The 24,920-nt window shown below is 58.8% G+C and carries 23 protein-coding genes and 1 other RNA gene; 10 read left to right on the forward strand and 14 right to left on the reverse strand.

Going from position 1 to position 24,920, the window contains the following annotated elements; all coding sequences use genetic code 11:
• Position 1: 1 nt before the first annotated feature.
• The 3 genes from E9954_RS15510 (at position 2) to E9954_RS15520 (ending at position 4,182) form a co-directional block, all read left to right on the forward strand.
• Positions 2-961, forward strand: a complete 960-nt coding sequence (locus E9954_RS15510) for a hypothetical protein (RefSeq protein WP_136080051.1) — start codon at positions 2-4, stop codon at positions 959-961.
• A gap of 124 nt (positions 962-1,085) precedes the next feature.
• On the forward strand, positions 1,086-2,228 hold the full coding sequence (locus tag E9954_RS15515) for an iron-containing alcohol dehydrogenase (protein ID WP_136080052.1): 1,143 nt from the start codon (positions 1,086-1,088) through the stop codon (positions 2,226-2,228).
• A 166-nt stretch (positions 2,229-2,394) separates the two neighbouring features.
• Entirely contained in the window at positions 2,395-4,182 is a 1,788-nt protein-coding gene (locus E9954_RS15520; protein WP_136080053.1) for a cell surface protein, read from the forward strand.
• Between the two features lie 126 nt (positions 4,183-4,308).
• Here E9954_RS15520 and E9954_RS15525 read toward each other — a convergent pair whose 3' ends face one another.
• A complete protein-coding gene (locus tag E9954_RS15525) occupies positions 4,309-5,496 on the reverse strand; it encodes an aldo/keto reductase (protein ID WP_136080256.1) in 1,188 nt (395 codons plus the stop codon).
• Positions 5,497-5,512: 16 nt separating this feature from the next.
• On the reverse strand, positions 5,513-6,985 hold the full coding sequence (locus E9954_RS15530; protein WP_136080054.1) for an excinuclease ABC subunit UvrC: 1,473 nt from the start codon (positions 6,983-6,985) through the stop codon (positions 5,513-5,515).
• Between the two features lie 78 nt (positions 6,986-7,063).
• Here E9954_RS15530 and E9954_RS15535 point away from each other — a divergent pair, with 78 nt between their 5' ends.
• From E9954_RS15535 to E9954_RS15545, 3 genes are all read left to right on the forward strand, one after another.
• The gene (locus tag E9954_RS15535; protein ID WP_136080055.1) at positions 7,064-7,726 is read left to right on the forward strand and encodes a SanA/YdcF family protein; all 663 of its coding nucleotides are present in this window, start codon (positions 7,064-7,066) and stop codon (positions 7,724-7,726) included.
• Positions 7,727-7,768: 42 nt separating this feature from the next.
• On the forward strand, positions 7,769-8,764 hold the full coding sequence (locus E9954_RS15540; RefSeq protein ID WP_136080056.1) for a permease: 996 nt from the start codon (positions 7,769-7,771) through the stop codon (positions 8,762-8,764).
• A 119-nt stretch (positions 8,765-8,883) separates the two neighbouring features.
• Positions 8,884-9,543 carry a response regulator transcription factor gene (locus tag E9954_RS15545; RefSeq protein ID WP_136080057.1) on the forward strand — a complete coding sequence of 220 codons (660 nt, stop codon included), beginning with the start codon at positions 8,884-8,886 and terminating at the stop codon, positions 9,541-9,543.
• A gap of 45 nt (positions 9,544-9,588) precedes the next feature.
• Here E9954_RS15545 and rnpB read toward each other — a convergent pair.
• The 5 genes from rnpB to nrfH form a co-directional block, all read right to left on the reverse strand.
• Positions 9,589-9,937, reverse strand: an RNA gene (gene rnpB, locus E9954_RS15550) — RNase P RNA component class A.
• Positions 9,938-10,002: 65 nt separating this feature from the next.
• Positions 10,003-10,713, reverse strand: a complete 711-nt coding sequence (locus E9954_RS15555) for a zinc ribbon domain-containing protein (RefSeq protein ID WP_136080058.1) — start codon at positions 10,711-10,713, stop codon at positions 10,003-10,005.
• A gap of 79 nt (positions 10,714-10,792) precedes the next feature.
• Positions 10,793-11,368, reverse strand: coding sequence for an orotate phosphoribosyltransferase (gene pyrE, locus E9954_RS15560; RefSeq protein ID WP_187357955.1), 576 nt, complete (start codon positions 11,366-11,368; stop codon positions 10,793-10,795).
• A 196-nt stretch (positions 11,369-11,564) separates the two neighbouring features.
• Complete coding sequence (locus tag E9954_RS15565) at positions 11,565-12,998, reverse strand: ammonia-forming cytochrome c nitrite reductase subunit c552 (protein WP_136080059.1); 1,434 nt, start codon at positions 12,996-12,998, stop codon at positions 11,565-11,567.
• Complete coding sequence (gene nrfH / locus E9954_RS15570) at positions 12,991-13,500, reverse strand: cytochrome c nitrite reductase small subunit (RefSeq protein ID WP_136080060.1); 510 nt, start codon at positions 13,498-13,500, stop codon at positions 12,991-12,993. The genes E9954_RS15565 and nrfH overlap by 8 nt, the downstream gene beginning before the upstream one ends.
• Positions 13,501-13,699: 199 nt before the next feature.
• Here nrfH and mtaB point away from each other — a divergent pair, with 199 nt between their 5' ends.
• The 4 genes from mtaB to E9954_RS15590 all read left to right on the forward strand — a co-directional run bounded on the left by mtaB (position 13,700) and on the right by E9954_RS15590 (position 18,002).
• Entirely contained in the window at positions 13,700-15,001 is a 1,302-nt protein-coding gene (gene mtaB / locus E9954_RS15575; protein ID WP_136080061.1) for a tRNA (N(6)-L-threonylcarbamoyladenosine(37)-C(2))-methylthiotransferase MtaB, read from the forward strand.
• 93 nt (positions 15,002-15,094) lie between these two features.
• Positions 15,095-15,973: a class I SAM-dependent methyltransferase gene (locus E9954_RS15580; protein WP_136080062.1), complete on the forward strand. Its 879-nt coding sequence runs from the start codon at positions 15,095-15,097 to the stop codon at positions 15,971-15,973.
• A 57-nt stretch (positions 15,974-16,030) separates the two neighbouring features.
• Complete coding sequence (rnc, locus tag E9954_RS15585) at positions 16,031-16,726, forward strand: ribonuclease III (RefSeq protein ID WP_136080063.1); 696 nt, start codon at positions 16,031-16,033, stop codon at positions 16,724-16,726.
• Positions 16,727-16,766: 40 nt separating this feature from the next.
• Positions 16,767-18,002, forward strand: a complete 1,236-nt coding sequence (locus E9954_RS15590) for a M48 family metallopeptidase (protein WP_136080064.1) — start codon at positions 16,767-16,769, stop codon at positions 18,000-18,002.
• A gap of 48 nt (positions 18,003-18,050) precedes the next feature.
• On the opposite strand, the gene E9954_RS33040 is transcribed toward E9954_RS15590, so the two are convergent.
• Genes E9954_RS33040 through tpiA form a run of 7 tightly spaced genes read right to left on the reverse strand, consistent with a single transcriptional unit; the run spans position 18,051 to position 24,883 of the window.
• A complete protein-coding gene (locus tag E9954_RS33040) occupies positions 18,051-18,818 on the reverse strand; it encodes an ATP-binding cassette domain-containing protein (RefSeq protein ID WP_222847194.1) in 768 nt (255 codons plus the stop codon).
• A 33-nt stretch (positions 18,819-18,851) separates the two neighbouring features.
• The gene (locus tag E9954_RS33045) at positions 18,852-19,670 is read right to left on the reverse strand and encodes an ABC transporter ATP-binding protein (RefSeq protein ID WP_222847195.1); all 819 of its coding nucleotides are present in this window, start codon (positions 19,668-19,670) and stop codon (positions 18,852-18,854) included.
• Positions 19,663-20,544 (reverse strand): ABC transporter permease, encoded by an 882-nt coding sequence (locus E9954_RS15600; protein ID WP_136080065.1) that lies wholly within the window; start codon positions 20,542-20,544, stop codon positions 19,663-19,665. Before E9954_RS15600 ends, E9954_RS33045 begins: the two co-directional genes overlap by 8 nt.
• Before the next feature lie 4 nt (positions 20,545-20,548).
• Entirely contained in the window at positions 20,549-21,823 is a 1,275-nt protein-coding gene (locus E9954_RS15605; protein ID WP_136080066.1) for an ABC transporter permease, read from the reverse strand.
• A 3-nt stretch (positions 21,824-21,826) separates the two neighbouring features.
• The gene (locus E9954_RS15610; protein ID WP_168442302.1) at positions 21,827-23,689 is read right to left on the reverse strand and encodes an ABC transporter substrate-binding protein; all 1,863 of its coding nucleotides are present in this window, start codon (positions 23,687-23,689) and stop codon (positions 21,827-21,829) included.
• Positions 23,690-23,718: 29 nt separating this feature from the next.
• Positions 23,719-24,108, reverse strand: coding sequence for a preprotein translocase subunit SecG (secG, locus tag E9954_RS15615; protein ID WP_136080068.1), 390 nt, complete (start codon positions 24,106-24,108; stop codon positions 23,719-23,721).
• Between the two features lie 19 nt (positions 24,109-24,127).
• Complete coding sequence (gene tpiA, locus E9954_RS15620) at positions 24,128-24,883, reverse strand: triose-phosphate isomerase (protein WP_136080069.1); 756 nt, start codon at positions 24,881-24,883, stop codon at positions 24,128-24,130.
• Positions 24,884-24,920: the final 37 nt, after the last annotated feature.

The following is a 24,920-nucleotide window of genomic DNA, read 5'->3' on the forward strand; positions in this document are numbered from 1 at the left end:
CATGTTCAAACCACGTAATTTGAAAAGACAGCGCAAAGCGTTCTGGAGCGCGGAGGCAACCAACGGGCGACACCGCTTTCCGCGTACAAAGAGCGGCGTGGCGCTCCGCTTCCCGCCGCACTCCAGAACGATTGCATTGTGCCTTTTCGTGGTAGCAAACGCTGAAGCAAAGGAAATCAAGCACCGCTTTTTGGCGAAGGATGAATCGCGGGCGCAGTTGCACTATGTCGACCAGCTCGATGCCTCCAAGGATTGGACGATCAAGCTGGAAAAGGGTTGCCGCGATATCCGGCTGCTGGACAACCACCGCGTATTGGTTTCGCATGCCGACGGCTATGCGGAGTTCGATCTCGCCACGCAACAACAGGTGCATGAAGTGCGCGATGCACGGTTCAAGAAGACGGAAACCGTCAGCCGCCTGCCCAACGGCAACACAATTCTCGGCGCAAACCAGAAGGGCATCACCTTTTTCGAGATCGCACCGGATGGCGCGGTGGTTCGGCAGGTCAACTTTCCGCAGTTCAACACCATGCGGCTGATGCGCCTTTCGCCGGAAGGCCGTTTCCTGTTCGGCGCCAACACCGACCACGTCATCGAAGCGGATTGGGACGGAGCCATCCACGCCGACATCCAGGTTCCCGGCGCCAAACATATTTACTGGATTCGGAAAATGGATGCGCACTACCGCGTCTCGACGGGCTATGGCAAGTCGATCGTCGATGTCAGCCCGCAAGGCGAGGTGCTGCGCACGCTCGGCGGAACCGACGACTATTTTTTCTTTTCGCGCCCGTTCGAGTTGGCCAACGGAAACACCGTCTGCTGCAACTGGACGGGGCACAAGCCCAACGACAGCGAGAAGGCGCCGCAGCTCGTCGAGTTCGACCCGCAAGGCAACGTCGTCTGGAACTGGCACGATCCCCAACGCGCCGGCACCATCCACGGCGTCATCGTTTTAGACTAACCAAACCATAGAGAAGTATTGGCAAAATAATTGAATGCAAAATGAGGGTCATGCCCCATGCGTTATCGAAGCCAACATTTTGCATTGAATGATTTTGCTTAGACCGAGCACGAAAGGAACAACCATGAGCTTTGATTATCACATTCCAACCAGGATCCTGTTTGGCGCAGGGAAACTGAACCAGCTGGCGGAGGAGCCGCTGCCGGGGACGAAGGCGCTGATCGTCATGTCGAACGGCGGCTCGATGAGACGGCACGGCTACCTGGAACGGCTCGAAGGCCTGCTGAAGCAGCAGAATATTGAATCGATCGTCTTCGACAAGATCCAGCCCAACCCCATCAAGGAACATGTGATGGAGGGGGCGGCGCTCGTGAAAGAACACCATTGCGATTTTGTCGTCGCGCTCGGCGGCGGCTCGCCCATCGATGCCGCAAAGGCCATTGCTGTGATGGCGGTCAACCCGGGCGACTTTTGGGACTATATCGGGAGCGGCTCCGGCAAAGGGCAGCCCGTGAAAAACGGCGCGTTGCCGATCGTGGCGATCACCACCACGGCAGGCACCGGCACCGAGGCCGACCCGTGGACGGTCATCACCAACGGCACCGAAAAGATCGGCTTCGGCTTGCCGCCGCACACGTTCCCGACGATCTCGGTGGTCGATCCCGAGCTCATGGTTTCGATTCCGCCGCATCTGACGGCCTACCAGGGGTTCGATGCCTTTTTCCATGCGGTCGAGGGCTATATGGCCAACGTCGCCACACCGATGAGCGACATCTACGCGCTCGAAAGCATCCGGCTCGTGGCCGGATATTTACCGCGTGCGGTGGCCGAAGGCACCGACATCGAGGCGCGCGAAAAGGTGGCGCTGGCCAACACCCTTTCCGGCATGGTTGAATCGACCTCCTGCGTGGTGTCGCAACATGCGCTTGCCCACGCCATGGGCGCGCTCTACCCCGAGCTGGCGCACGGGGCGGGGTTGCTGATGCTTTCCGAGGCCTACTTCAGCCATTTTGCCCCGCACTGCACCGTCCGCTATGCCAAGATGGCGGCGGCCATGGGCGGCACCGACTTCCTCGCCGAGCTGCTGGCCCTGCAGGACCAATGCGGCGTGCGCGGCCTCAGGATGTCGGAGTACGGCATCACCGAAGACGGTCTCGAGGCGATTGCCGCCAATGCGATCGACACCATGGGCTTCCTGTGCGATTTCGATCCTGTCCAGACCACGCAGGCCGATGCCGTCGATATTCTACGAGCCGCTTTTAAGTAGCCTGCCGAAAAGAGCCGCTCCGCCCCCTTTCCAGCAGCGGGAAACCGAAAGGAGGTCGCTCTTGGCTCAGCCGCCCCCGGTGTGCTATGGTTCGTCGCTTTTTAGGTCATAAACCTTGTAACTTGATCCATCCCATAGACCTCCGGGGCATCATCGAAGAGTAGACATGAAATTATTTTCAACCATTGCCATATCATTCGCGCTGCTAGGGGCGGCCGGGGCCCAGACCTATCTCTCCCCGTGCGACATCGATCAATCGCCGGATAAAAAGACGATTTACATTACGGCCCACACGGGGCGCCAACTACTCTGCTTCGACGTTGCCTCGAAGAAGGTCGCGAAATGCATCGACCTGCCGGCGCAACCATCCGGCACCGTCCACTCCACCGACGGCAAAACGCTGTTCATTGCCGGCGGAGGCCCGGACGGCCGCATTTGGAAGGTGGATAACGGCACCATTACCGGCGAGTTTGAAACCGGACACACCCCCATCTCGCCGGTGCCCTCCCCCGACGGGAAAATGCTCTATGTCTGCAACCGCTTCGACACCGATGTCTCCTTCATCGATCTCGCCTCCGGCGAAACCGTTGCGCGGGTTCCCGTGCTGCGCGAACCGGTGGCCGCCGATGTCACCCACGACGGCAAGTTCCTGTTCGTGGCCAACCATATCCCGGACGGGCGGGCAGACGTGGATTATGTGGCCTCCAAGATTTCCGTCATCAATACGGCAACGAAGGAGGTCGAGACCATCCCGCTGGTCAACGGCGCGGAAGGCGTCCGCGACCTCAAGGTTTCGCCCGACGGCACGAAGATTTTCGCCACGCACCTGATGGCGCGTTTCCTCGTGCCGACCACCCAGCTGGAACGCGGCTGGGTTTCCACCGATGCGCTCAGCGTCATTGATGTCGCCAGCCGGTCACTGGAATACACCGTGCTGCTCGACGATGTCGATCAAGGCTTCCCGAACCCATGGGCCATCGGTTTTTCCAAGGATGGCAACACACTGGTGGTCTCCTCCGCCGGCAACCACGAGATCAGCCTGATCAACCTCCCGGCCATGCGGGAAAAAATCGAGGCCGAAGCCAAGGCCGCCGAAGGGGAGGCGCACCTCAATGCGCACAACAACCTTTCGTTCCTGTCCGGCATCCGCAAACGCATCAAGCTGGCAGGCAACGGACCGCGCGCCCTCGTGGTGGACGGCGAATTCATCTATATCGGCAACTATTATTCCGACACGCTGGAAGTGGTCCGGGTTTCCAAGGACTGGAGCACCCGTAGCGGCGTCTTCCAGCTTGGCCCCCAGCAAAAGCTTACGCCCGAACGCCTAGGCGAAATCTTTTTCAACGATTCCGCGCTCTGCTTCCAAAACTGGCTGAGCTGCGCCACCTGCCACCCCGACGCACGCACCGATGCCATGAACTGGGATTTGCTCAACGACGGCATGGGCAACCCCAAAAACGTCAAGACGATGCTGCTGGCCCACCAAACCCCGCGCGCCATGTGGCTGGGCGTCCGCGCCGATGCCGAGACCGGCGTCCGCGCCGGCATCAAGCATATCCAGTTTGCCGTCCGCCCCGAAAAGGATGCCGTGGCCATCGATGCCTACCTCAAGAGCCTCGAGCCCGTTCCCAGCCCCTACCTGGTGGATGGCAAGTTGAGCGATGCCGCCAAACGCGGCGAGCGTATTTTCGGAGAACAAGGATGCATCGGTTGCCACCCCGCCCCCTACTTCACCGATCTGAACATGTATGACATGGGCACCACCAAGGGGCAGGACGAAGGATTGCCCGTGGATGTCCCGCAGCTCATCGAAAGCTGGCGCACCGCGCCCTACATGCACGATGGTCGCGCCGCAACCATGCGCGATGTATTCTCGGAATTCCAGCACGGCAACGTTTCCGGCCTTTCCGAAAAGCAGATCAACGACCTCTCCGAATACGTGCTGTCGCTTTAACCCTGGCACGCCAAACGCCGCGATGGGAGCAGGTGCAAGGCTATCTTACTTGCATAAGTGTGATATGGGGTTTCGCGCACGTATTATTGGACATTATCCAATTTCATACTTATGCAAGTGTGATAATCACGATTCGCTCAGGCGTTTGGCTTCCTTCTCTTCGTGGAAGAGTTCGTGCGCTTCCTGGAGGAGGGCCGGAATGCGGTCGGCGAACCGACTGCCTGCCAGGCATGACCAATCGCGCGAATCGATTTCCGTCGCCTTTTGGCCGGCGAACCACTCCCCGGCATTGCCGAGCAGGTTGTAGCGCATCTTGGCGAATTCGGTCAGGCCCAGCCCCTTGGCGAAGGTCCAAAGGCGAAGGATTTCACGTACGTTGATGTTGCCCGGCGTGTCCGTGTGGGGCGGGATGCCCTCGAACCAATGGGCGACCCAGTCCGCGCCGAGGTCGGCCTGGAGCGATTCATGGATCCGGCGTTCGATCTGCCCGACAACCGGATCGTTCGCATGCTTGCACACCGCTTCCACATGCTCATCGAAGTCGGAAGGTTTCGACGCTCCGATGCTGAGGGTGTGCACCTCGGGGCGCGACAGGCAAAACAGATCGTTCCATTGCATGGGGGTCAGGGGGGCGCACAGCGCCTTCATTTTTTCGGCTGGGTGGTAGAGCATGCCGCCTTTGTCGTTGGGGCTGATGATGAATACCCCCATGTCCTGCTTGCTGGCGGCCCGGACCATCGGCCAGTGGAGCTGGTCGTAGATGAAATACCAGTGCAGGTTCACATAGTCGAACTCGCCCGTTTCACAGACGGGCGAGACCACCTCCGGCGATGCGTGGGTGGAAAAACCCATATGGCGCACGCGGCCCTCCTTCTGCAATTGGCGGATGGCTTCGACGCATCCGCCCTTCTTGAGGCAGGTTTCCAAATCCTGCTGCGTGTTGATGCCATGGATGGAGAGGAAATCCACATGGTCGAGCTGGAGATAGTTCATCGAGGTCTCGAAGACCTCAAGCAGTTCCTTGCCGGACTCCTTGACCCCGATCTTGGTCTGCACCATCAGCTTGTCGCGCTCAATCTTCGGCAAGACCCAGCCGAGCTGCATTTCCGACGGGCCGTAGCCGCGCGCGGTTTCGATGTGGTTGATGCCCAGCTCCAGCGCCCGGTGGATGCAGGCCTCGAGGTTTTCCTGCCCCTTGGGATCGATCTTGGACGGATCGAGATCGTCCCAGCCCTGCTGGTAGCGCATGCCTCCGCACGTCAGCACCGGCATCGGCACCTCGGTTCTTCCAAATCGTCTAGTCGGTACTCTCATGATCATTTCGTGGTGCCTACTTTTTATCCAGTTCGTTGCGGATGAGTTCCGCGGTCTTCTTGCCGATGCCCGGGGCTTCGGCGATTTGATCGATGGTGGCACGACCGAGCCGCGTAATCGAGCCAAAGTGTTTCAATAGCAGTTCTTTCTTGGATGCCCCGATGCCGGGAATTTCGTCGAGCCGCGATTCCATGATGCGCTGGCGGCGCAGGTCGCGGTGGTAGGTGATGGCGAAGCGGTGGGCCTCGTCGCGCAGGCGGGTCACCACGGTCAAGCCCGCCGAATGGCGCGGCAGCACCAGGTTGCCCGAATTATCCGTGTAGTCCCAAACCACCTCTTCATAACGTTTGGCCAAGCCCACGATCGGCAGGTCGTCGAGCCCCAGTTCGACCAGCTCGGCCTTGGCGGCGCGCAGCTGAGTGATGCCGCCATCGACCATGACCAAGCCGGGCATGGGCTTGCCCTCCCGTTGCAGGCGCGAATAACGCCGCCGCACCACCTCGGCCATCGAGCGCGGATCGTCGGCCCCCTCGACGGTCTTGATCCGGAACCGGCGGTAGCGGTTTGGATAGGGTACGCCATCGACGGAGCACACCATGCTGGCCACGGAGCTGGTGCCTGAAATGTTGGAGATATCGAAGCATTCGATCACGCGCGGCTCCTCCATCAGCTTCAGTTGCGTCTGCAGTTCTTTCAGGCCCTGGCGTGCCTCGTCCTGCTTCATCTTCGGCGTCTTGCGCACCTTGGCCTTTTCCTTCACGGCGTTGTGGAGGTGCATGAGCATGTCGCGCAGGGCGGCGGCTTCCTCGAACCGCAACCCGCCGGCCATACGCTCCATCTCGGCGCGCAACTCCTTGAGCATGCCCATGCGCTCGCCGCGCAGGAAGGCGCAGGCCTCCTCCACCCGGCCGCGGTATTCCTCCGCCGACACCTTGCCGATGCACGGGGCCGAACAGTTGGCGATGATATCGTTGCTGCAATGCTTGTAGGTGTCGGCATCCGGCTCGCGCGGGCGGCAACGCCGCAATCCGAAGTGCCGCTCCAGGAACTCAACCGCCACCTTCGCCGCCATGCCGGAGGTGTAAGGGCCGAAGTAGGCGGCGCCATCGTTCTTCCTGATGCGAACTTTCCCGATGGTTGGAAACGGATGCTGCACATCGATGCGGATCATCGTGAACCGCTTGTCGTCCTTCCAGAGCGTGTTGTAGTGCGGGCGGTATTCCTTGATCAGCTTGCCTTCGGTCAGGATGGCCTCCGCCTCGCTCTTGAGCACGACGATGTCGAAATCGTCGATGGAGTTGATCAGACTGCGGATTTTCGGTTGCGCGGTGCGTTTGGTGTGCTGCCGGAAATAACTCTGCACCCGCTTGCGCAGCGAAGCCGCCTTGCCGATGTAGATGATCTTGCCATCGCGGTCGCGCATCAGGTAGCACCCCGGTTTGTCCGGCAGCGTCTTGAGCTTTTCCTTGATGGTTTTCGAAAATTCCATGGGCAGGAAATATACAGATGCGCAACCGAATGGCAAAACAACTTCAATTGGCAACGCTTCCCCGCTATCTTGAGAAACATGCGTATCTTCCGCCTCAATCCAATAATCGGCATCCTCCTGTTCGTGTTGGCGGGACTCGCCTCGATCCCCCTGGCCGAACGATGGATCACGCTCGATTCGAACGCCCGCATCCACACCGACCCCGGCAGCATTCCCAAACGGAAAGTGGGCCTGCTGCTCGGTTGCGCGCCGAACATTTATTTCCACTATCGGGTCAAGGCCGCGGTTGATCTGTTCAAGGCCGGTAGGATTGATTTCATTCTCGTGAGCGGCGACAACCACACCGCCACGTACGACGAAGCCAGCGCCATGAAAAACGCCCTGACCCGACGCGGCGTTCCCGGCGAACGGGTGGTCTGCGACTTTGCCGGCTTCAGCACCATCGATTCCATTGTCCGCGCAAAGGAAGTCTTCGGCCAACAGCAGCTCACCGTCATATCCCAGGAATTCCATGTCCGCCGCGCCCTTTTCATTGCCAAGCGCAAACGGATCGATGCCGTCGGCTATTGCGCACAGGACGTCGATTTCTCCATCGGCGGCCCCACCCAGTTCCGCGAGGCCCTTGCACGCGTCAAAACCATCCTCGACCTCTACCTCCTCCGCCGCCAGCCCCGCTTCCTCGGCGAGCCCGTCCCGATCGGGGAGGAAGAAGCCGAAATCTTTTCCACCGATAAGGCTTGAGGCTATTTAGACCGGATATAATTATGTCGGCGAGATTTGACCATGGATTTGCTACTGAACATTCTGAAGGAAATCTGGTTGGTGACCGTGCAAATGGCCCCCTACCTCCTTTTTGGCTTCCTGATGGCGGGGATTCTTTCCGTCCTGATTTCGAAGGACTATGTTCGGCGGCACCTGGGAGGACATGGCTGGATGGGCTCATTCAAGGCGGCGCTGGTCGGGGTGCCGATGCCGATCTGCTCGTGCGGGGTCATTCCCTTGGCGGCATCGCTCCGCAAGCATGGGGCCAGCCGCGGGGCAACGGCTTCGTTCCTGGCATCGACCCCGCAAACGGGGATCGATAGCCTCATGATTACCTATGCCCTGCTGGGCTGGGTGTTTGCCGTATTCCGGGCGATTGTGGCTTTCGCCTCCGGCGTGATCTGCGGAACGGCCATCGCGGCGGTCTCGCCAAAGGAAGACGCCGGAACCGGCGAGTGCGAGGATGAATGCTGCCAACCCAACCAACAACCGGCGATCAAACGCATGCTCTCGTATGGTTTCATCAGCCTCCCGCGCGACATTGCCAAGGCCATGCTGGTGGGCATCATTATTTCGGGAATCATCAGCGGACTCATCCCCGATGATTTCTTTGCCGACCGCCTGGGCGGTTCCCCGATTGCCATGCTCATCATGCTGGTGATCGGCATTCCGCTTTATGTCTGTTCATCGGCATCGGTTCCGATTGCACTGGCCTTCATCAAGGCCGGCCTCTCTCCAGGGGCGGCGCTGGTGTTCCTGATCACGGGGCCGGCAACGAATGCCGCAACCCTGACCACGCTTTGGCAGATCATAGGCAAGAAACAGCTCGTTGTCTTCCTCGTTGTCCTGGCCCTGTGCGCCCTTGCCGCAGGATACCTGATGAACTTGTTCAGCCCCGTCCTGGGTGTGGCGGAGCAGGTTTGCCATGGAAAAGAAACCACTTCGCCCCTGGATCTGGCCTGGGCAGTGCTACTGCTCGCCGTTCTACTCAAAGCCCTGCTTCCGAAAAGGACCTGAACCCACGCACCCGCCCCCCCGCAATGCAAAAGAAATGGCCTTTCACGAAAAAACACCTTTCGCCCGGCCCACCACTTTAATAAACTCTTTTGTGAGGTCAGAGAAAGACGGGAACAAAAATGGATAAAAAAACATATTCTATTATGGTCATCGACGACCACCCGATTATCCATGACGGATTGAAGACCTTGCTTTCTTCGGAAACGGACATGGAAATCCACGCCACAGCCACTTCGGCATCGGAGGCGATCGACAAACTTGAGAATGGACTGCCGGATATCGCCATCGTCGACCTTTCACTTGGCGATTCGGATGGCACCTACCTGATCCAACGCATCAGAACCCTATATCCCAAACTAAAAATACTGGTCTACACGATGTCGGAGGAAAAGCTGTTTGCCGAGCGGGTGGCTGGAGCAGGAGCGGATGGCTACGTCATGAAAACGTCACCACCCCCGACCCTGAAGCAGGCGATCCGAACCGTGCTGGCCGGCCGGCTTTACTTTACCGACGAAACCCTGCGGCGCGTCCAAAAGAAAATGGATGGAAGGAGCGAGGGGCCAAAATCATTGATCGACTCCCTCTCAAACCGGGAAATGGATATTTTCAAGCACATCGGCCTTGGACTGGATACCGTGAGCATCGGCAGGAAACTCAACATCAGCCGCAACACGGTCGACACCCATCGCATCAACATAAAGAACAAGCTCGAGCTACCCAACGGCAAGGCACTCGACCGCCTGGCCTACGAAGTAATCCAGCAGGGCAAGGTGCCGTGAAGCCACAGGCTCGCTGTCCCGCTTTCGGGACGATCCAAATAGATTAAAACAAGCAGGGCGGTAAGCCGGATTCTGTTCTCCTCGCGGAGTCGGTCATTTATCTAGTGCGTTCAACCCGCGACTAATAGCGATGCGGGCAGCATCATCGTCGCCTATTTGATCTTGCTCCGGACGGGGTTTACCATGCGACCATCGTTGCCTTTGGCCCGGTGGGCTCTTACCACCACCATTTCACCCTTACCGCCCCGCAACGCGTGACGGCGGTATATTTTCTGCGGCACTTTCCATCCCATGCGATCTGGCACATGGGTTCCCGCGTTAACCACGGGACGTCCTGCCCTGCGGAGTCCGGACTTTCCTCCCTCCGAAGAGAGCGACCGATACACCCTGCCTGTTAAAAAATGATGAGTGACCATTGAGTCGTGACATCATCACGTCTCACGTTTCACTTTCCACGCCTTATGGCGCTGGATTGTAGACGATGCGCCCGCAAAAGTTGCAGGCAACAATCTTGGTTGGATTGCGCGCGTCGTTGGTGACCTGCGGAGGAAGCTTCATGTGGCAACCGCCGCAATGTCCGCCGGGCTCCACCAAAACAACCGCAAAGTCGCGCTTGTTATTCAAGATCCTGGAATATTTTTGCAACAACGCCTTGTCGCAGAGAGCGGCCGCACGGGCGCGGTCGACCTTCATGCTTTCGGCCCGTTCCTGAAGCTCGGCCGCACGCTCATCAAGCTCTCGCAGCTCGTCCGAAATCCCGGCTCTTTCGCCATTTAGCTTTTCTTCGCATTCGGCAACGATGGCCTTGCCCTGTTCCAAGGCTTCCATCAACTTTATTTCTTTTTCCTCAAGGGCCTTGATCTCGTCCTCGACCACACCGATTTCCTTCACGAAGGCTCGGTATTGCTCGTTGGTCTGGGCATCCATCTGCTGGTTTTTATATTTGGTGACCTTTTCCTTAAGGGATTCCACCTCCAGCTCCTGCTCCTTGAGCGTGGCTTCGGTGTGCTTTCGGCTGTCGAGCGCCATATCGAGCTTTTTCTTCGTACCGCTCAGCTGCGCTTCAATATCGCTCTTCCGCTGCGGGATGTCGCGGATTTCCCGCATGATCTTGATGAGTCTACGATCCTTCTTCTGCAAGGCATAAATCGGTTCCAACGGGTGCGACACGGCAACCTCCTTCAATTTCTAAAAAACAAGCTCAGTAACCTACCCCTTCGACACAGCAACGTCAACGCGATGAAGCGACTTATTTACTCCCCGGATGAACCAGTTCAAGACCCTCCCGGCAGAGCGGGCAGTCGGAAGGATCGTAGGTGATGGGTTCGATATCCAGCAGGCTCACCAGAGGGGCATCGAAGGTCGCCTTGCCCCCGCTACGGTTCACGAGGATGCCGATCGCGGCAACTTCCCCGCCGTTCTCTTTCACAATGTCAACGGTTTCCTGAACACGCCCGCCGCGCGTCACCACATCCTCGGCAATCACAAACCGTTCGCCCGGCTTAATCTTGAAGCGGCGCAGCACCAGCTTGTTGTCCTCCTTCTCCACAAAGATAAAGCGTACCCCCAGCGCACGGGCAACGTCGTGGCCAATGGTGATCCCGCCCATCGCCGGCGCAATCACCGTATCGACCTCCAGCTCCTTGAGTTCATCCTTCATCTTCTCCACCAGCGCCTCGCAGAGCTGGCCGGCAATGCGCGGATACTGCAAAACCAGCGCGCACTGGAAAAACTGGTTGCTATGCAAGCCCGAGCGCAATTCAAAATGGCCATTCAGCAATGCGCTGGTTTCCTCGAACAATTTCAATACATCTTCCTGAGTCATCGAATCTCCCTTGTTAAATACCGATATCAAAACATTCCCGACAGCTTCCCACAAACCGCCCGATTCCGTCCATTTCAAATTACCCCACAGCCCGGACGGAAAAAGTGACGGCCGTCACTTTTTCCGTCCGGGCTCCCCCACAACATGAAAAAGAGCGCCCGGAACCCAGACGCTCTTCGCAACCACAAGAGGGCGTTTATTTGGCGAGTTTAAGCGCCTCGACCTGGCCCTGGCGGGCATAGTCGGCGGCCTCGGCCAGGATGCGGGCGGCCTCCTGCGGGGCGTGGAAGCCCATGGAGTTTTCGGCGGCAATGTAGTCGAGGCGCCATTGGGCCTTTCGCTGCATTTCCAACGCGTCTTTCAGCTGTTCTTCCGTAGCGCCGGCCTTTTTGGCCGCCATCACGGCATCCATCAGGTCGTTCAGCGCCTCGCCGCCGCGAAGCAAGAGGTGGTAGTTCGTATCCTGTATCTTTTTGACACGGGCCTTGATCTCCTCTTCGGATGAATGGTGGCAGGTTTGGCAGGAGCGGTTGATGTTCAGCAACGGGCTGCGCACCCAGTGGTCGGAAACCTTGGAGGCGCCGTCGCGCATGTAGGGCATATGGCAGTCGGAGCAGGAGACGCCGCTGCGGGCGTGGATGCCCTGGCTCCACAGTTCGAATTCCGGGTGCTGGGCCTTGAGGATCGGCGCACCGGTCTCCTTGTGTTTGTAGTCGTAGAACCGGTCGCCGCTGGTCAGCTTGGTTTCGTTCCACTCCTGCTCGAGGTTTTCCATGGCCAGGCCATTGCTCCACGGGAAGGTCAGCGGGAAGTCGGAGGAACAGTAGTATTCCACGTGGCACTGGCCACAGACAAACGAGCGCATTTCGTTGCGAGTGGCATCCTCATTCGGATCATACGGCCGGGAACGGGAACCCTGGCGCCAGATGTCGATGGAGGGCACCGCCGGTACCGGGGCATCGGATTCAGCCAGGCGCTGGATTCCGACGATGAAGGCCGGACGGGTGACGCGGATGGCCATTGAATCGGGATCGTGGCAGTCCACGCAGGAAACCGAATGCCCGTGGCCCATGTCGTGCACCATTTTATTGAGTTCCTGATAGGACATGGCGTGGGTTTTATTCATTCCGGCAAGCGCATCGCCATCGCCCAGCTTACGATAAACCGGCATGAGGGACGCATGGCAGTGCATGCAGGAGCCGGACTGCTTCACGTTATGGCGCTTGGTTTCTTCCTGGTCGGAGAGCATGTAGGCATGGCCGCGGCGGTCGCGGTAGTCGATGGAAAAGGCATAGCCCTTGAACATGCGCTTGAGCCAATGGTATTCCGGGCGGTCAATCTTTTCCTCGGGAAGGGCTTCGCTTCCGCCATGGCCCCCATAGGTGGTTTTGGTGGCCAGCGCCGTGCGCTTGTACATGTCGTACTGCTTCGGCCAGTTCTTGCCCCAGACCTCGGGATCGGTCGTATCCTCGGTAACTTCAACCAGGCGCACATACCGGTGTTTCGCCTCGGCTTTTCGCTCTGAAATATTGGCCAGCAGCGCCGCAACGGCAACAGCCGCCAAGGCCACAACCACCACCACAACGATGAATATTCCGGCACCGCCCTGTTTCTTCATTAGTTTATTCATGGTTTTCCCTTTCCCGTTTTAATCCGCGATCCGCTCCGCCGATACTTGTTGGCAATGAGCCATGGCCCACATCCGCATGGCAATGGATGCACTGGACGGCATCCGGATCGGATATATCCCTTTTAAACATTTCGTGAACCATGTCTTCGTGGCACTCGACGCAGTTGTGCTGGAGAATCCGATGGTTCTTGCCCTTGATCATGATCGGCTCATGAAAATCCTGTGTCGTGAACGCCTTGGAGTGGTGGTAGCCGTTTTCGGCTTTGGCCACGTATTTCCCAACGAAGTCGTGCGGCAAATGGCAATCCACGCACGTGGCAACGGCATGATGGCTGGATTTTTGCCAGGAATCGTATTGGGGGTTCATGATGTGGCAGTTGGCGCAGGCTTTGGGATCGGCGCTCAAATAGGAAAGGCCTTCGGCATAGCGCATGGTGAACGCCCCGGTGCCCACCAGGATTCCCAGTATAACGGCCAGAATTGTCGCCTTTTTACTCAACATGCTCAATACCCCTTTGATTCCTGCGCGCGAAACCAATACATGACTATTGCGGTAGTATTGCGCGTTATTTGAAAGCGTGCTCCTTTTCATCACCTAGTGGAAGGAATAATTGGTTCAATCACCTTATTTGAACAGCATCCCATTAAGCCATGATTCATCTTGCTTCCCCTCCATGGAAAACGTATGAAAAACGGCCCTTATGAACGAAAACAAACTAACGACCTACTTTGTCAACGTCCTCGGGTGCAAGGTCAACCAATACGATGCCCAGCAGATCGAGCAACTGCTCGAACGCTATGGACTGGAAAAGACCGACACCTCCGACGATGCCGATTTGATTGTTGTGCACACCTGCGGGGTAACGGCGGACGCGGCGCGAAAGTCGCGCCAGACCATCCGCAAGATGCAGCGCAACAATCCCCTTGCCCATGTGATTGTGACCGGATGCGCGGCAAACGATGAACTCACGCAGGTCGACCAGGATCCCGTCTTCCGCGTCCCGGCCGGGGCCGACTGGCTGCAGCGGCTGGTCGAACAGCTCGACGCGCTGGCCATGCCCCACCGCCATGGAGTGGACGGCATCACCACCGACACGTTCACCATTTCGAGGTTCGAGGGCCACACCCGCGCCTTTCTCAAGGTGCAGGACGGTTGCGACATCGGCTGCTCGTTCTGCATCATTCCCCAGCTCCGCAAGGCCCCGCGCGACAAGGCGATCGCGGACGCCGTGCGCGAAGCCACCGCCCTCACGGCGGCGGGTTATCGCGAAATCGTCGTTACCGGCGTGAGTGTGGGCCTCTATGGGCGCGAGCAGGGTTCTTCGCTCGCCGAAATGCTGCGCTCCCTCGTTGCCGTACCGGATATCGGGCGCATTCGCCTTTCCAGCCTGCACCCCGGGGAGTTGACCGCGGAGCTGCTGGACGTGTGGGCGTCCTCGCCCGCCATCATGCCGCACCTGCACCTCTCGTTGCAATCCGGCTCCGATGCCGTGCTCGCGGCGATGCGCCGCGGCTATACCGCGGATGAATATCTCGATGCCGTCGAACGCGCCCGCGCCGCCCTCGACAACCCGGCCTTCACCACCGATGTCATCGTTGGCTTCCCCGGGGAAACCGACACCTACTTCCAGGAAAGCCACGACTTCTGCCGAAAGGTTGGCTTTTCCCAGATGCATGTCTTCACCTATTCCCCCCGCCCCAAGACCATCGCCGCCCGGATGGGCAACCAAGTTAACGGCGCGCTCGCCATGGAGCGCAGCGAACAGCTCCGCGCGCTGGGCGAACAACTGGCCGCCGACTACCACCGCCAGTTTGCGGGCAAGAACGCGGAGGTGCTCGTTGAGGGCAGCAAGGATGGCAGGGCCACCGGCTACTCCCGCCACTATATCCCCGCCGAGTTCGGCGCAACGGAGGATTTGCGGGGCCAGATGGTGAGCCTGCCCGTCCGGGAAACCTCGGCATCGGGCATCGTTTGCGACCCAGGCATGCTGTCACGCCTTTAGAGGCCGCCTACAGGCGGGACGACGAACCGTTCTACATACTTTTTCTTTTAATCTTTAATCCTCCGACCGCCATTCCGTATATTCCCTGCACCTATGAGAGATAACACCCTAGATAGCGAAATCCGGATCTGGCAGGAAAAGCTTTTCGGCCGTTCCATTCGCCGAGGCCGCACGCTCCAGCGCATCAATGCGCTGGTGGGCGCAACATCGAACCAGCAATGCCTCGAAATCAGCGCCGGCGATGGAATCATCAGCACCAGCCTTCGCAGCCTGGGCGGCAGCTGGAAAACCGCCGTTTCCACCAAGGCCGCATCCGACTCCATCAGCTATTGCCTTAGCGAAACGATCACTCTCATCGACAACGGCAAGCTCCCCTTCGAAGACCATGCCTTCGACAAGGTGGTCATCGTTGATGCGCTCAAGAACATGGCCGACGACTACGAATTCCTTCACGAATGCCACCGCGTGTTGAAAACCGACGGATGGGTCATTGTTAGCGAAGCCCGCCGCGCGCCCTTGAGCATGGTTTCGCTTTTGCAGCGCATCCTCAAGGTCTCGCCCATCTCCAGAGGGGCGCGGCGCAACGGCTACAAGGTGCAAGAGCTTTTCGATAAACTGAAGGATGGCTTCGACGTTCCCGAAACCTTCGTATATTCGAATGGCCTATTCGAAGCACTGGCCACCCTGGGCGAGTTCGTGCAGAAAATGATTGCGCACGGTCCCTACTGGATGGTCCGCGAAAATGCGCGCGAGGAAGAACTCTACCACTACCGCCACCTCCACGGCATGGCCGGCATGGCCTATCCGTTGCTGTGGTTCGCATCCAAGCTTGAATTCCTTCCGGGCCACAAGCTGCTGGTGAAAAGCAGGCGCCGCCACTGGCGCCCGCGCCGCCAGCCCAAACTCATCGACGGGCGCTCCATCGCCGAAGCCGCCATCAACACCAAAATCGGCACCGCCGCCCCCTTCTAAACCCCAAAACGATTGATAATCTTTTTTGCAACGACGAATCCGTAGCACGGAAAGAGAATGAAGAATTTGTACAAAAAACTCGAACAGGCGATCGGTTATCGGTTCAAGAAAAAAGCCCTCCTTGAACTGGCCCTCACCCATCCCTCGTTCCGCTACGAAGACAAGGAAGCCTCCGACGACAACCAGCGGCTCGAATATCTCGGCGACGCCGTGCTCAGCCTGATCTCCGCCGAGCACCTCTTCAACAACAATCCCGACGCACGCGAAGGCGACATGTCCAAGCTGCGCAGCCGCCTCACGCAGGATCGCAAACTCGCACAGATCGGCGCCTCGATCGGCATCAGCGAATACCTGCGTCTCGGCCGCGGCGAAGAGAAGAACGGCGGAGCCAAACGCGCCTCCAACCTGGCCGACGCCGTCGAAGCCATCATCGGCGCCGCCTGGATCGACGGCGGATCCCGCGCCTCCAACAAGATTTTCAAGAAAGTCTTCCTGCCCGAACTAGGGGAGTTGCGGCTCACCGAAGTCAAAAGCAACCCCAAGGGCAACCTGCAGGAATATGCCCAGAGCCACGGGCACGGTATCCCTGAATACGAGACCATCGAAACCGCCGGCCCGGAGCACGACCGCGTCTTTACGGTCGAAGTGAAAACCTGCGGAAAAACCTGGAAAGCCCAAGCCGGCAGCAAACGCGAAGGCGAGCGCCTTGCCGCGCTCAAAGCCCTGCAAGAGCTCTCCAAAAATCCGGCATAAGCCTCCGCACAAGAATCCGCGCGCAGAAAGGAACCCATCCATGAACAGCTATCTCATTTTCATCCTCGCACTGATGGCATTCAACTGGCTGCTTTCACTCATCGTCGAAACCCTCAACATACGCAACGTCACCACCGAGATTCCGGACGAATTCCACGGCATCTACGACGACGAAAAATATGCCAAGTCGCAACGCTACCTGAAAGACAACACCCGCTTCGGCCAGATTCAGGCCGCCATCATGCTTCCGCTCACCGTTGCCTTCATCCTGCTGGGCGGTTTCCGCTGGATCAACGACATTGCCCAGGCCACCTCCGATAACATGATTATCCAAGGACTCGTGTTTGGCGGCATCCTCATGGCGATCGGCCAACTCGTTGGACTGCCCTTCGGCATCTACGACACCTTCGTGCTCGAAGAAAAATACGGGTTCAACAAAACCACGGTGAAAACCTTTGTGGCCGACATCCTCAAGGGCCTCCTGCTCACCGTCCTGCTCGGCGGCCCGATCTTTGCGCTCGTCCTTTGGATCTTATCCTCGGTGGAGCTCGCCTGGCTGTGGGCCTGGGTTGCGCTCAGCGCCATACAGATCTTCATCATGTTCATTGCGCCGGTCGTCATCTTCCCGCTCTTCAACAAGTTTGTCCCGCTGGAGGAAGGCGAGCTTCGCTCATCCATCGAAGACTATGCCGCCGCACAGAACTATACCCTGAGCGGCATCTTCAAGATCGACGGTTCCAAACGCTCCACCAAATCCAACGCCTATTTCACCGGCTTTGGCAAAACCAAGCGCATTGCCCTCTACGACACGCTCATCGAAAACCATTCCACCGAAGAACTCGTCGGCGTGCTCGCCCACGAGATTGGGCATTGCAAGCGCGGCCACGTCAAAAAAGGGATCGCCATTTCCATGGCCTCCACGCTGCTGATGTTTTTCATCCTCTCGTTGTTCATCAGCAAGGAGGGGCTCTACGCCGCATTTGGAATCGAAGGCACCCCACTCTATGCCGGGCTCTTCTTCTTCGGCTTCCTCTACGCCCCCATCAGCATGATTCTCGGCCTGCTTGGGAACATGCTCTCGCGCAAGCACGAGTTCGAGGCCGATGCCTATGCGGCGGAAACCACCCAGGCCCCGGGGAAAATGATCAGCGCACTCAAGAAGCTTTCGGTCGACAACCTCTCCAACCTCACGCCCCATCCGCTCAAGGTTTTCCTGGAATATTCCCACCCGCCCGTCCTCGAACGCATCAAGGCGCTGCGGAAAATAGGTTCGTAGTATCGCCTTGGGGCGGCCGCCTAAAGGCGGGACGACAAACCTCTTCGCTTAAAACGACGGGACGGCGGCGAGGAGCTTGCGGGTGTATTCGTGCTGCGGGTTGTCGATGACATCGGCGACATCGCCCATCTCGACAATTTCGCCGTTATACATGACCGCCACGCGGTCGCAAAGGTTGCGGACAACGGCGAGGTCGTGGCTCACGAACAGGAAGGCGAGATTGTGCTTGGAACGCAACTCTTCAAGTAGCTTGAGGATTTCGGCCTGAACGGAAACATCGAGCGCGGAAACGGGTTCGTCGGCCACCAGCAGATCCGGATTGAGCGCAAGCGCGCGGGCAATGCAAATGCGCTGGCGCTGGCCACCCGAAAACTCGTGCGGATAGCGCCAGGCCCAATCCTTGTTCAACCCGACGGATTCGAACAGTTCGGTGACCCGTTCGCGGCGTTCCGCCGTGTTGGCCCCGATCTTGTGCACCTCCAAAACATCAACGATCGCACTGCCGACCTTCATGCGGGCGTTGAGCGATCCGTAGGGGTCCTGGAAAACCATCTGCACTTCCTGCCGATAGGTTTTCAGCTCCTTGCCTTTCAGCGACGCAACATCGACGCCCTTATAATCGATGGTACCGGAGGAAGGCGCATTGATTCGGATGATGGTCTTGCCAAGCGAACTCTTGCCGCAGCCGCTTTCGCCAACAAGGCCGAAAATTTCTCCGGGCTTGATATGGAACGTGACATCCTTCACGGCATGGACCGCATCGCGTCCGTGGCCATAGATGACGTTCAGGTTTTCAACTGTAAGTAAGTGGTTCACTCATTAGGGGTCGGTCCTCGGATTTAAGTTAGCTTAAATCCGAGGACCGACCCCTCCTCCTTCCTTGGGATGCAGGCGCGGGACGGCGGCCATGAGTTGCTTGGTATATTGGTGCTGCGGGTCGTAGAGCACCTGGCTGGTGGTTCCCTCTTCGACCACCTTGCCCTTTTGCATAACATAGACACGATCGGCGAGGTCGGCCACGATTCCAAAGTTGTGGGTGATCATCAGCACCGACTGCCCGGTCTTTTCGCTGAGTTCGGCGAGGAGGTTGAGGATTTCGCGCTGTACGGTCACATCAAGCGCGGTGGTTGGCTCGTCGGCCACGAGCAGGTCGGGCGAGCAGGCCAGCGCCATGGCAATCATGCAGCGTTGCAACTGACCGCCGCTCATTTGGTGCGGGTAGGCCTCGGCCAGTCGGGATGGCAGATGGACGATGTCGAGCAACCGCTCCACCTCGGCCTTGCGCTCGATGCCCTTGCGGTGGAGCTTGAGCGCCTCTTCAATCTGCCAGCCAATCGTGAAAACGGGGTTGAAGGAGACCATCGGCTCCTGGAAAATATAGGAGATGCGGCTGCCGCGGATTTCGCGCAGCTCGCGTTCGTTGAGCGTCAGCAAATCCTGGCCGCCGAAGATGACCTTTCCGCCTTCGATGCGGGCGACGCGCGGGACCAGGCCGGTGAGGGAGAGCGCACTCATGCTTTTTCCGCTGCCGGACTCGCCGACCAGCGCCACGGTCTCGCCTTTGGCGACGGTGAACGAAACGTCGTCGATGGCCTTCACCAGTCCTTCGCCCCGCCCGAAGTGCAGGGAAAGGTGTTCCACTTCCAAGATGTTGTTTGAATCAGTCATTGAGCCGGGGGTCGAGGGCGTCGCGCAGGGCGTCGCCAAGCAGGTTGAATGCGAGTACGAGCAGGAAGACGGCGATCGTCACGAAGGTCATTTCCCACCACATGCCCTGCCAGAGGCGCATGCGGGCATTGTTGATCATCAGCCCCCACGAGGGTTGGTCCTGCACGCCGATGCCGAGGAAGCTCAGGAACACCTCGGTTCCGACCGCCGCCGGGAAGCGCAGCGTGAAGGTGACGATGACCACGTGCATGACGTTGGGAAGGATATGCTTGAAAATGATGCGTCCGTTGCCGAGGCCGAGCGCCTGGGCGGCCTGCACATAGGTTTGGCCCTTGTGCTTGATCACCTCGCCGCGGATCAGGCGGCAGATGCCGACCCAGGTGGTGAGGCCGATGCCGAGGTAGATGCCGAGCAGTCCCTTGCCCACCACCATGGCGATGGCGAGAATGAACAGCAATCCGGGCATGGAGGCGAAGGTGGAATAGAGCCAGACCACAAAGTCGTCCACCTTGCCGCCGAAATATCCGGCGATGCAGCCGAAGAAGACGCCGATCGGAATGGCGATGAGCGAAGTGATGATGCCGACCTTGTAGGCAATGCATACGCCTTGCACCAGACGGGCCATGACATCGCGCCCGAGTCCGTCGGTACCCATCCAATGGGCCTTGCCCGGCGGTTGGAAGGCGATGTCGAGATTGGTTTTCTGGTAGGAGGGCGTAATGTCACGGATCTCGTAGTATTGATGGAGGATCTCGCCGTACACGGCCAGCAGCGTGAAGAACGCCACCAATCCCAGGCAGACCATGGCAATGCGGTTTTTTCTCAACCGCCGCCAGGCATCGCCCCATAAACTCTGTCCTTTTGCAGTCGCCATGGTTTTATTTCAATTTCACGCGCGGGTCGGCCAGCGCGTAGCAGATGTCGGTTAAAAGGTTGCAGGCCACGAACAGCATCGCGCCGATCAGAACGATGGCGCGGATGACGTCGATATCCGCCGCGAGAATGGCGTTGATGCTGAGATAGCCGAGGCCCGGAATGCCGAAGAAGCTTTCGAGCAACAGCGAGCCGGTATAGAGGTATGGAATGGCAATCACGACATTGGTAATGATCGGGATCATGGCGTTCTTCAGCACATGCACGAAGAGGACGCGCGGCTTGGCGACGCCCTTGGCGAAGGCGGTGCGGACATAGTCCTTATACATTTCGTCGAGCATCACCGTGCGGTAGAAGCGGATGTTTGCGCCGAGGCCGCTGATAACGCCGATGAGGACGGGCAGCACCAGATAGCGCGCCGACTCGAAGCCCCAAACCGGAAACAGCCCTTGCTTGTAGGCCAGGAAATATTGGCCCGCCACGATGTAGACCAGATAGTTGATGCTCATCAGCGCCACGGAAAACATGACCAGGAAACGGTCGATGAAGGTGTCGCGGAAAAAGGCGCAGACGAGCGAAAGGCTCACCGAGAGCACGATGCCGATGAGAAAAATGGGAATCGTCAGGGAAAGCGAAGGCAGCACACCGTCCTTAAGCAGCTTGGAAACGGGTTGTTTCAGGCTTTCGGAATAGCCCATGTCGCCGCGGGCGAGCTGTTTGACGTAGAACCAGAGCTGCGAGTCGAACGGATTCTTCATGACCTTGCGCAGCTTGAGCTTCTTGATTTCGAGCCCTTCGGCTCCGGTGGCGAAGCCACCCTCTTCCGATCCCTTGAAACGGATCTTCGCGCTTTTCCAATCGGCGGAGGCCAGCGCGCCGCCGGCCAGCGAGCCGGCGCCGCGGTAGGTGACCTGCCACACGAACTCCGCCCCGGACTCCAAAGGAAACGCAAGCGGGTCGATTTTTGCGTTGGGCTGGATGGAAACGGAAGCGGTTTCGGCGGAGTAGAGCGCGTTGCTCCAGCTGCGCCAGCGCCCCGCCCCTTCTGCGAGGTCTTGGTCTTCGTAGGCGCGGCTGGTGGCGCGGGTTCCGAAAAAGAGTGGTTTGTTGAGGCCGCGCTGCTCGTCGAACGCTTCCAACGATTGGAGGGAAACCTTCTTGCCGAGCGCGATCGCGGCGAGGTCGCCACCCACCACGTTGAAAAGAATGAAGGTGAGCAAGACCACGCCGACCACCGTGGGCACCATCTGCCAGATTCGCTTGAGGATATAGTTCAGCATCCCTTATTCCTGCCCCGCCATATCCAGCTTATCCTTGCCGTACGACTTCATCCATTCCGAGCGCGTCGCGGTGTTGACGCGGCGGAATCGGCCCATGCCGTAGGGATAGTCGTGCGAGACATAGTTTTCGATCCAGCTGTGCTTCACCGCAAAGCTCATGGGCTGGTACTGGAAGACCCACGGCGCTTCCTCGACAATGATCTTCGCCATCTTCTCGTAGATCGCGGTGCGCTCCGGCGAATCGGGCATGACGCGGATCTGCTCATACATGCGGTCGATCTCGGCATTGCGGTAGTTGGCGTGGTTCGGCCCCGGCGACGCGTTCTTGCTGTAGAAAAGCGCGAGAAAGTTTTCCGCATCGGGATAGTCGGCCACCCAGGCCAGACGGAACAACTGGGCCTGGCGGCGGTTGAGTTTTTCGATGAAGGCGGGCCAGGTGTTGTAGTTGGTTTTCAAGACGACGCCGATTTTCTGGTACATGTCGGCCATGAGTTCCATCGACTGCCGCGTATTGGTGTCGGCGCTGCCCAGCTCGATGACGAGCTCAAGCCGCCGGCCGGTCTTGCTGTCGATCCCCTCGGGATAGCCGGCCTCGGCCAGAAGCTTCGCGGCTTTTTCGAGATTGAAAAGGTAGGGCGAAGGTTCGGTCAGGTTGCCGGCCAACGGGGTCGGGATGGGCCCGTTGAGTGGATAGAGCCGGTTGTTCATGAAGGTGTTCATCAGGTCGAACTCGTAGGCGCAGCTGAGCGCCTGGCGCAGTTTTTTATTGCGTTCGTTCTGTTCTGGATCCTCGCTGAACCCCACCAGCGCATCGTCCCAGTTGAAGCCCATGTAGTAAACCGCGGTGTAGGGCGAGGAAATCAGCTCGATGCCGCGCTTTTCCAGCGTACCGGTCAGGCTTTTGGAGGGCGTCACGACCGCGTCCCAGTTGTCCGGCGAAATGGCGGAGGAGTCGAGCTGGCCGGAGAGGAACATCATCCACGAGGTGCTGGTGTCGTCGATCACATACTGGATGATCCGGTCGTTGAACGGGATCTGCAGCCCGGCATCCCTCAGCAAGCCCTTGGCCTCGAATTCCGGCGAGGCGGCGGAAGGATAGGTTTCCACGCGCCCGGTCTCGGCCCACTTGGGATTGCGCTCGAACTCGATGCGCGAGTTGCGGCGCCACTCCACCAGGCGGTATGGGCCGGTGCCGACCGGATGGTTGGTGAGTTTCTTGCCGTAGAGTTCGACCGCCTCGCGAGGCACGACGAACGAATAGTGCATCGTTAGAATGTAGAGCAGTTGCGGATAGGGTTCGTTCAGGACGACCTGCAAGGTGTACGGGTCCAAAACCTTGAGCCCCGCCACCGGCATTTCGTAGTCGGTCGGCTCCGGCGACTGGGAGGCCTTGTGGAAATCGTCGATACCCTTGATGCGGCCGCTGAAGGCCCAGAAACCGGGCGATGCGTTCTTCACGTCGGCGACGCGCTTGAGCGAATAGTCGAAATCGCGCGCCGTCAGTTCGCGCCCCTTTCCATCCGGAAAACAGGGATCGTCCTGGAAATAGATGCCCTTGCGGATCTTGAAGGTATAGACCAGCCCGTCTTCGGAAACCTCGGGCATCGACTCCGCCAGCGAGGGAACCACCTTATAGGGCCGCGCCAGATAGTCGTATTGAAGCAGGCCTTCGTAGATCCGCGAGATCGCGAGCGAGGCATCGACCGAGCTCGACGTTGCCGGATCAAGCCCCGTGATGCGGTGCGTACTGCTGTATGCAACAACCTCGCCGTTGGCCTCGCGGGCCCCGAGGTTCCCGTCGCCGCATCCAGACAACAGCAAACTCCCCGCAAACGCCGCGATGGCAGTTAGGGGGAGCTTGTTCATTTGCAGACCCATCTAGTGGAACAAATCCGTTATTCTGCCGGCTGCGCGGGCTGGGCCGGAAGCGTCTCCGCTGGAGCACCCTCCGTCGCCGGCGCCCCCGTATCCAACCCTTCGATCAGGCCGGGCTGCACCGCCACGGGCTGTACCGGATCGCTTTCCACACCCCCCATGAGGGTGGTTTCCTGCTGGGCGAACATGACGCTGAGAATCAGCGAGCTCGCAATGAAAACAGCGCCGATGACGACGGTTGCCTTGGAGAGCACATTGCCGGCGCGCGCACCGAACATCGATTCGCCCGCACCTGCGCCGAATGCTAGGCCAAGGCCTTCGCTCTTCGACTTCTGCAGCAGCACCAGGCCAATCAACAGGAGGCAGCATATGACCTCGATTACAATAAACAGTGCCTTTAGAAAGATCATCTTCGTTTCCTTTGTTCAATTATATGGCGGCTTTAACGATGGCCGCGAACGAAGTCGCGTCCAGCGCTGCGCCACCAATCAGGCCGCCGTCGATATCGGGCTGGCCAAGCAGTTCCACTGCGTTGTCCGGCTTCATGGAACCGCCATACTGGATGCGGACGGCGTCGGCGGCTTCCGCGCCAACCATGTCCTTAACAATACCGCGGATGAACGCGTGCACGTCCTGTGCCTGCTGGGCGGTGGCAACCTTGCCGGTTCCGATGGCCCAAACAGGCTCGTACGCAATGACGAGCTCGGTGAAGGCGGCGGCGTCGACATCCTTGAGGCCTTCGCGCACCTGCACCTCAACCACCTTTTCGGTGTTGCCGGCTTCGCGGTCTTCGAGGGTTTCGCCCACGCAGAGGATCGGGCGCAGGTTCTTTTCGAGCGCCTTGACGACCTTCTTGTTGATCCAGAAATCGGTTTCCTTGTAGTATTCGCGGCGTTCGCTGTGGCCGAGGATGACGTAGCGCACGAAGATTTCCTTGAGCATGGTGTGGCAGATTTCGCCGGTGTAGGCGCCTTCGTCTTCGGAAGACATGTTCTGCGAACCAACGGCGATCTGGGTTTCGGAAACAATGTCGCTCACGGACTTCAGGGCGGTGAACGGAGGGCAGAGAACAACGTCCACGTCGTTGCAATCGGCCAGCTCGAGCTTGACCGCGTTCGCCAGTTCAATGGCTTCGCCGACGGTTTTGTTCATCTTCCAGTTGCCTGCAATAATTTTCTTTCTCATCAATCCATCTCCGTTTTCTTTATAAATCCAAGGGGAA

The organism is Pontiella desulfatans, assembly GCF_900890425.1.
Lineage (GTDB): Bacteria > Verrucomicrobiota > Kiritimatiellia > Kiritimatiellales > Pontiellaceae > Pontiella > Pontiella desulfatans.

Bases quoted from the DNA above. Each gene is read 5' to 3' on its own strand.
- E9954_RS33045 (WP_222847195.1), bottom strand. From the start codon at position 19,670: ATGACTGATTCAAACAACATCTTGGAAGTGGAACACCTTTCCCTGCAC.
- E9954_RS15530 (WP_136080054.1), bottom strand. From the start codon at position 6,985: ATGGAATTTTCGAAAACCATCAAGGAAAAGCTCAAGACGCTGCCGGAC.
- E9954_RS15590 (WP_136080064.1), top strand. From the start codon at position 16,767: ATGAACAGCTATCTCATTTTCATCCTCGCACTGATGGCATTCAACTGG.
- E9954_RS15565 (WP_136080059.1), bottom strand. From the start codon at position 12,998: ATGAATAAACTAATGAAGAAACAGGGCGGTGCCGGAATATTCATCGTT.
- rnc (WP_136080063.1), top strand. From the start codon at position 16,031: ATGAAGAATTTGTACAAAAAACTCGAACAGGCGATCGGTTATCGGTTC.
- E9954_RS15525 (WP_136080256.1), bottom strand. From the start codon at position 5,496: ATGAGAGTACCGACTAGACGATTTGGAAGAACCGAGGTGCCGATGCCG.
- E9954_RS15520 (WP_136080053.1), top strand. From the start codon at position 2,395: ATGAAATTATTTTCAACCATTGCCATATCATTCGCGCTGCTAGGGGCG.
- E9954_RS15580 (WP_136080062.1), top strand. From the start codon at position 15,095: ATGAGAGATAACACCCTAGATAGCGAAATCCGGATCTGGCAGGAAAAG.
- E9954_RS15545 (WP_136080057.1), top strand. From the start codon at position 8,884: ATGGATAAAAAAACATATTCTATTATGGTCATCGACGACCACCCGATT.
- tpiA (WP_136080069.1), bottom strand. From the start codon at position 24,883: ATGAGAAAGAAAATTATTGCAGGCAACTGGAAGATGAACAAAACCGTC.
- pyrE (WP_187357955.1), bottom strand. From the start codon at position 11,368: ATGACTCAGGAAGATGTATTGAAATTGTTCGAGGAAACCAGCGCATTG.
- E9954_RS15540 (WP_136080056.1), top strand. From the start codon at position 7,769: ATGGATTTGCTACTGAACATTCTGAAGGAAATCTGGTTGGTGACCGTG.
- nrfH (WP_136080060.1), bottom strand. From the start codon at position 13,500: ATGTTGAGTAAAAAGGCGACAATTCTGGCCGTTATACTGGGAATCCTG.
- E9954_RS15535 (WP_136080055.1), top strand. From the start codon at position 7,064: ATGCGTATCTTCCGCCTCAATCCAATAATCGGCATCCTCCTGTTCGTG.
- E9954_RS15510 (WP_136080051.1), top strand. From the start codon at position 2: ATGTTCAAACCACGTAATTTGAAAAGACAGCGCAAAGCGTTCTGGAGC.
- E9954_RS15515 (WP_136080052.1), top strand. From the start codon at position 1,086: ATGAGCTTTGATTATCACATTCCAACCAGGATCCTGTTTGGCGCAGGG.
- secG (WP_136080068.1), bottom strand. From the start codon at position 24,108: ATGATCTTTCTAAAGGCACTGTTTATTGTAATCGAGGTCATATGCTGC.
- mtaB (WP_136080061.1), top strand. From the start codon at position 13,700: ATGAACGAAAACAAACTAACGACCTACTTTGTCAACGTCCTCGGGTGC.
- E9954_RS15605 (WP_136080066.1), bottom strand. From the start codon at position 21,823: ATGCTGAACTATATCCTCAAGCGAATCTGGCAGATGGTGCCCACGGTG.
- E9954_RS15610 (WP_168442302.1), bottom strand. From the start codon at position 23,689: ATGAACAAGCTCCCCCTAACTGCCATCGCGGCGTTTGCGGGGAGTTTG.
- E9954_RS15600 (WP_136080065.1), bottom strand. From the start codon at position 20,544: ATGGCGACTGCAAAAGGACAGAGTTTATGGGGCGATGCCTGGCGGCGG.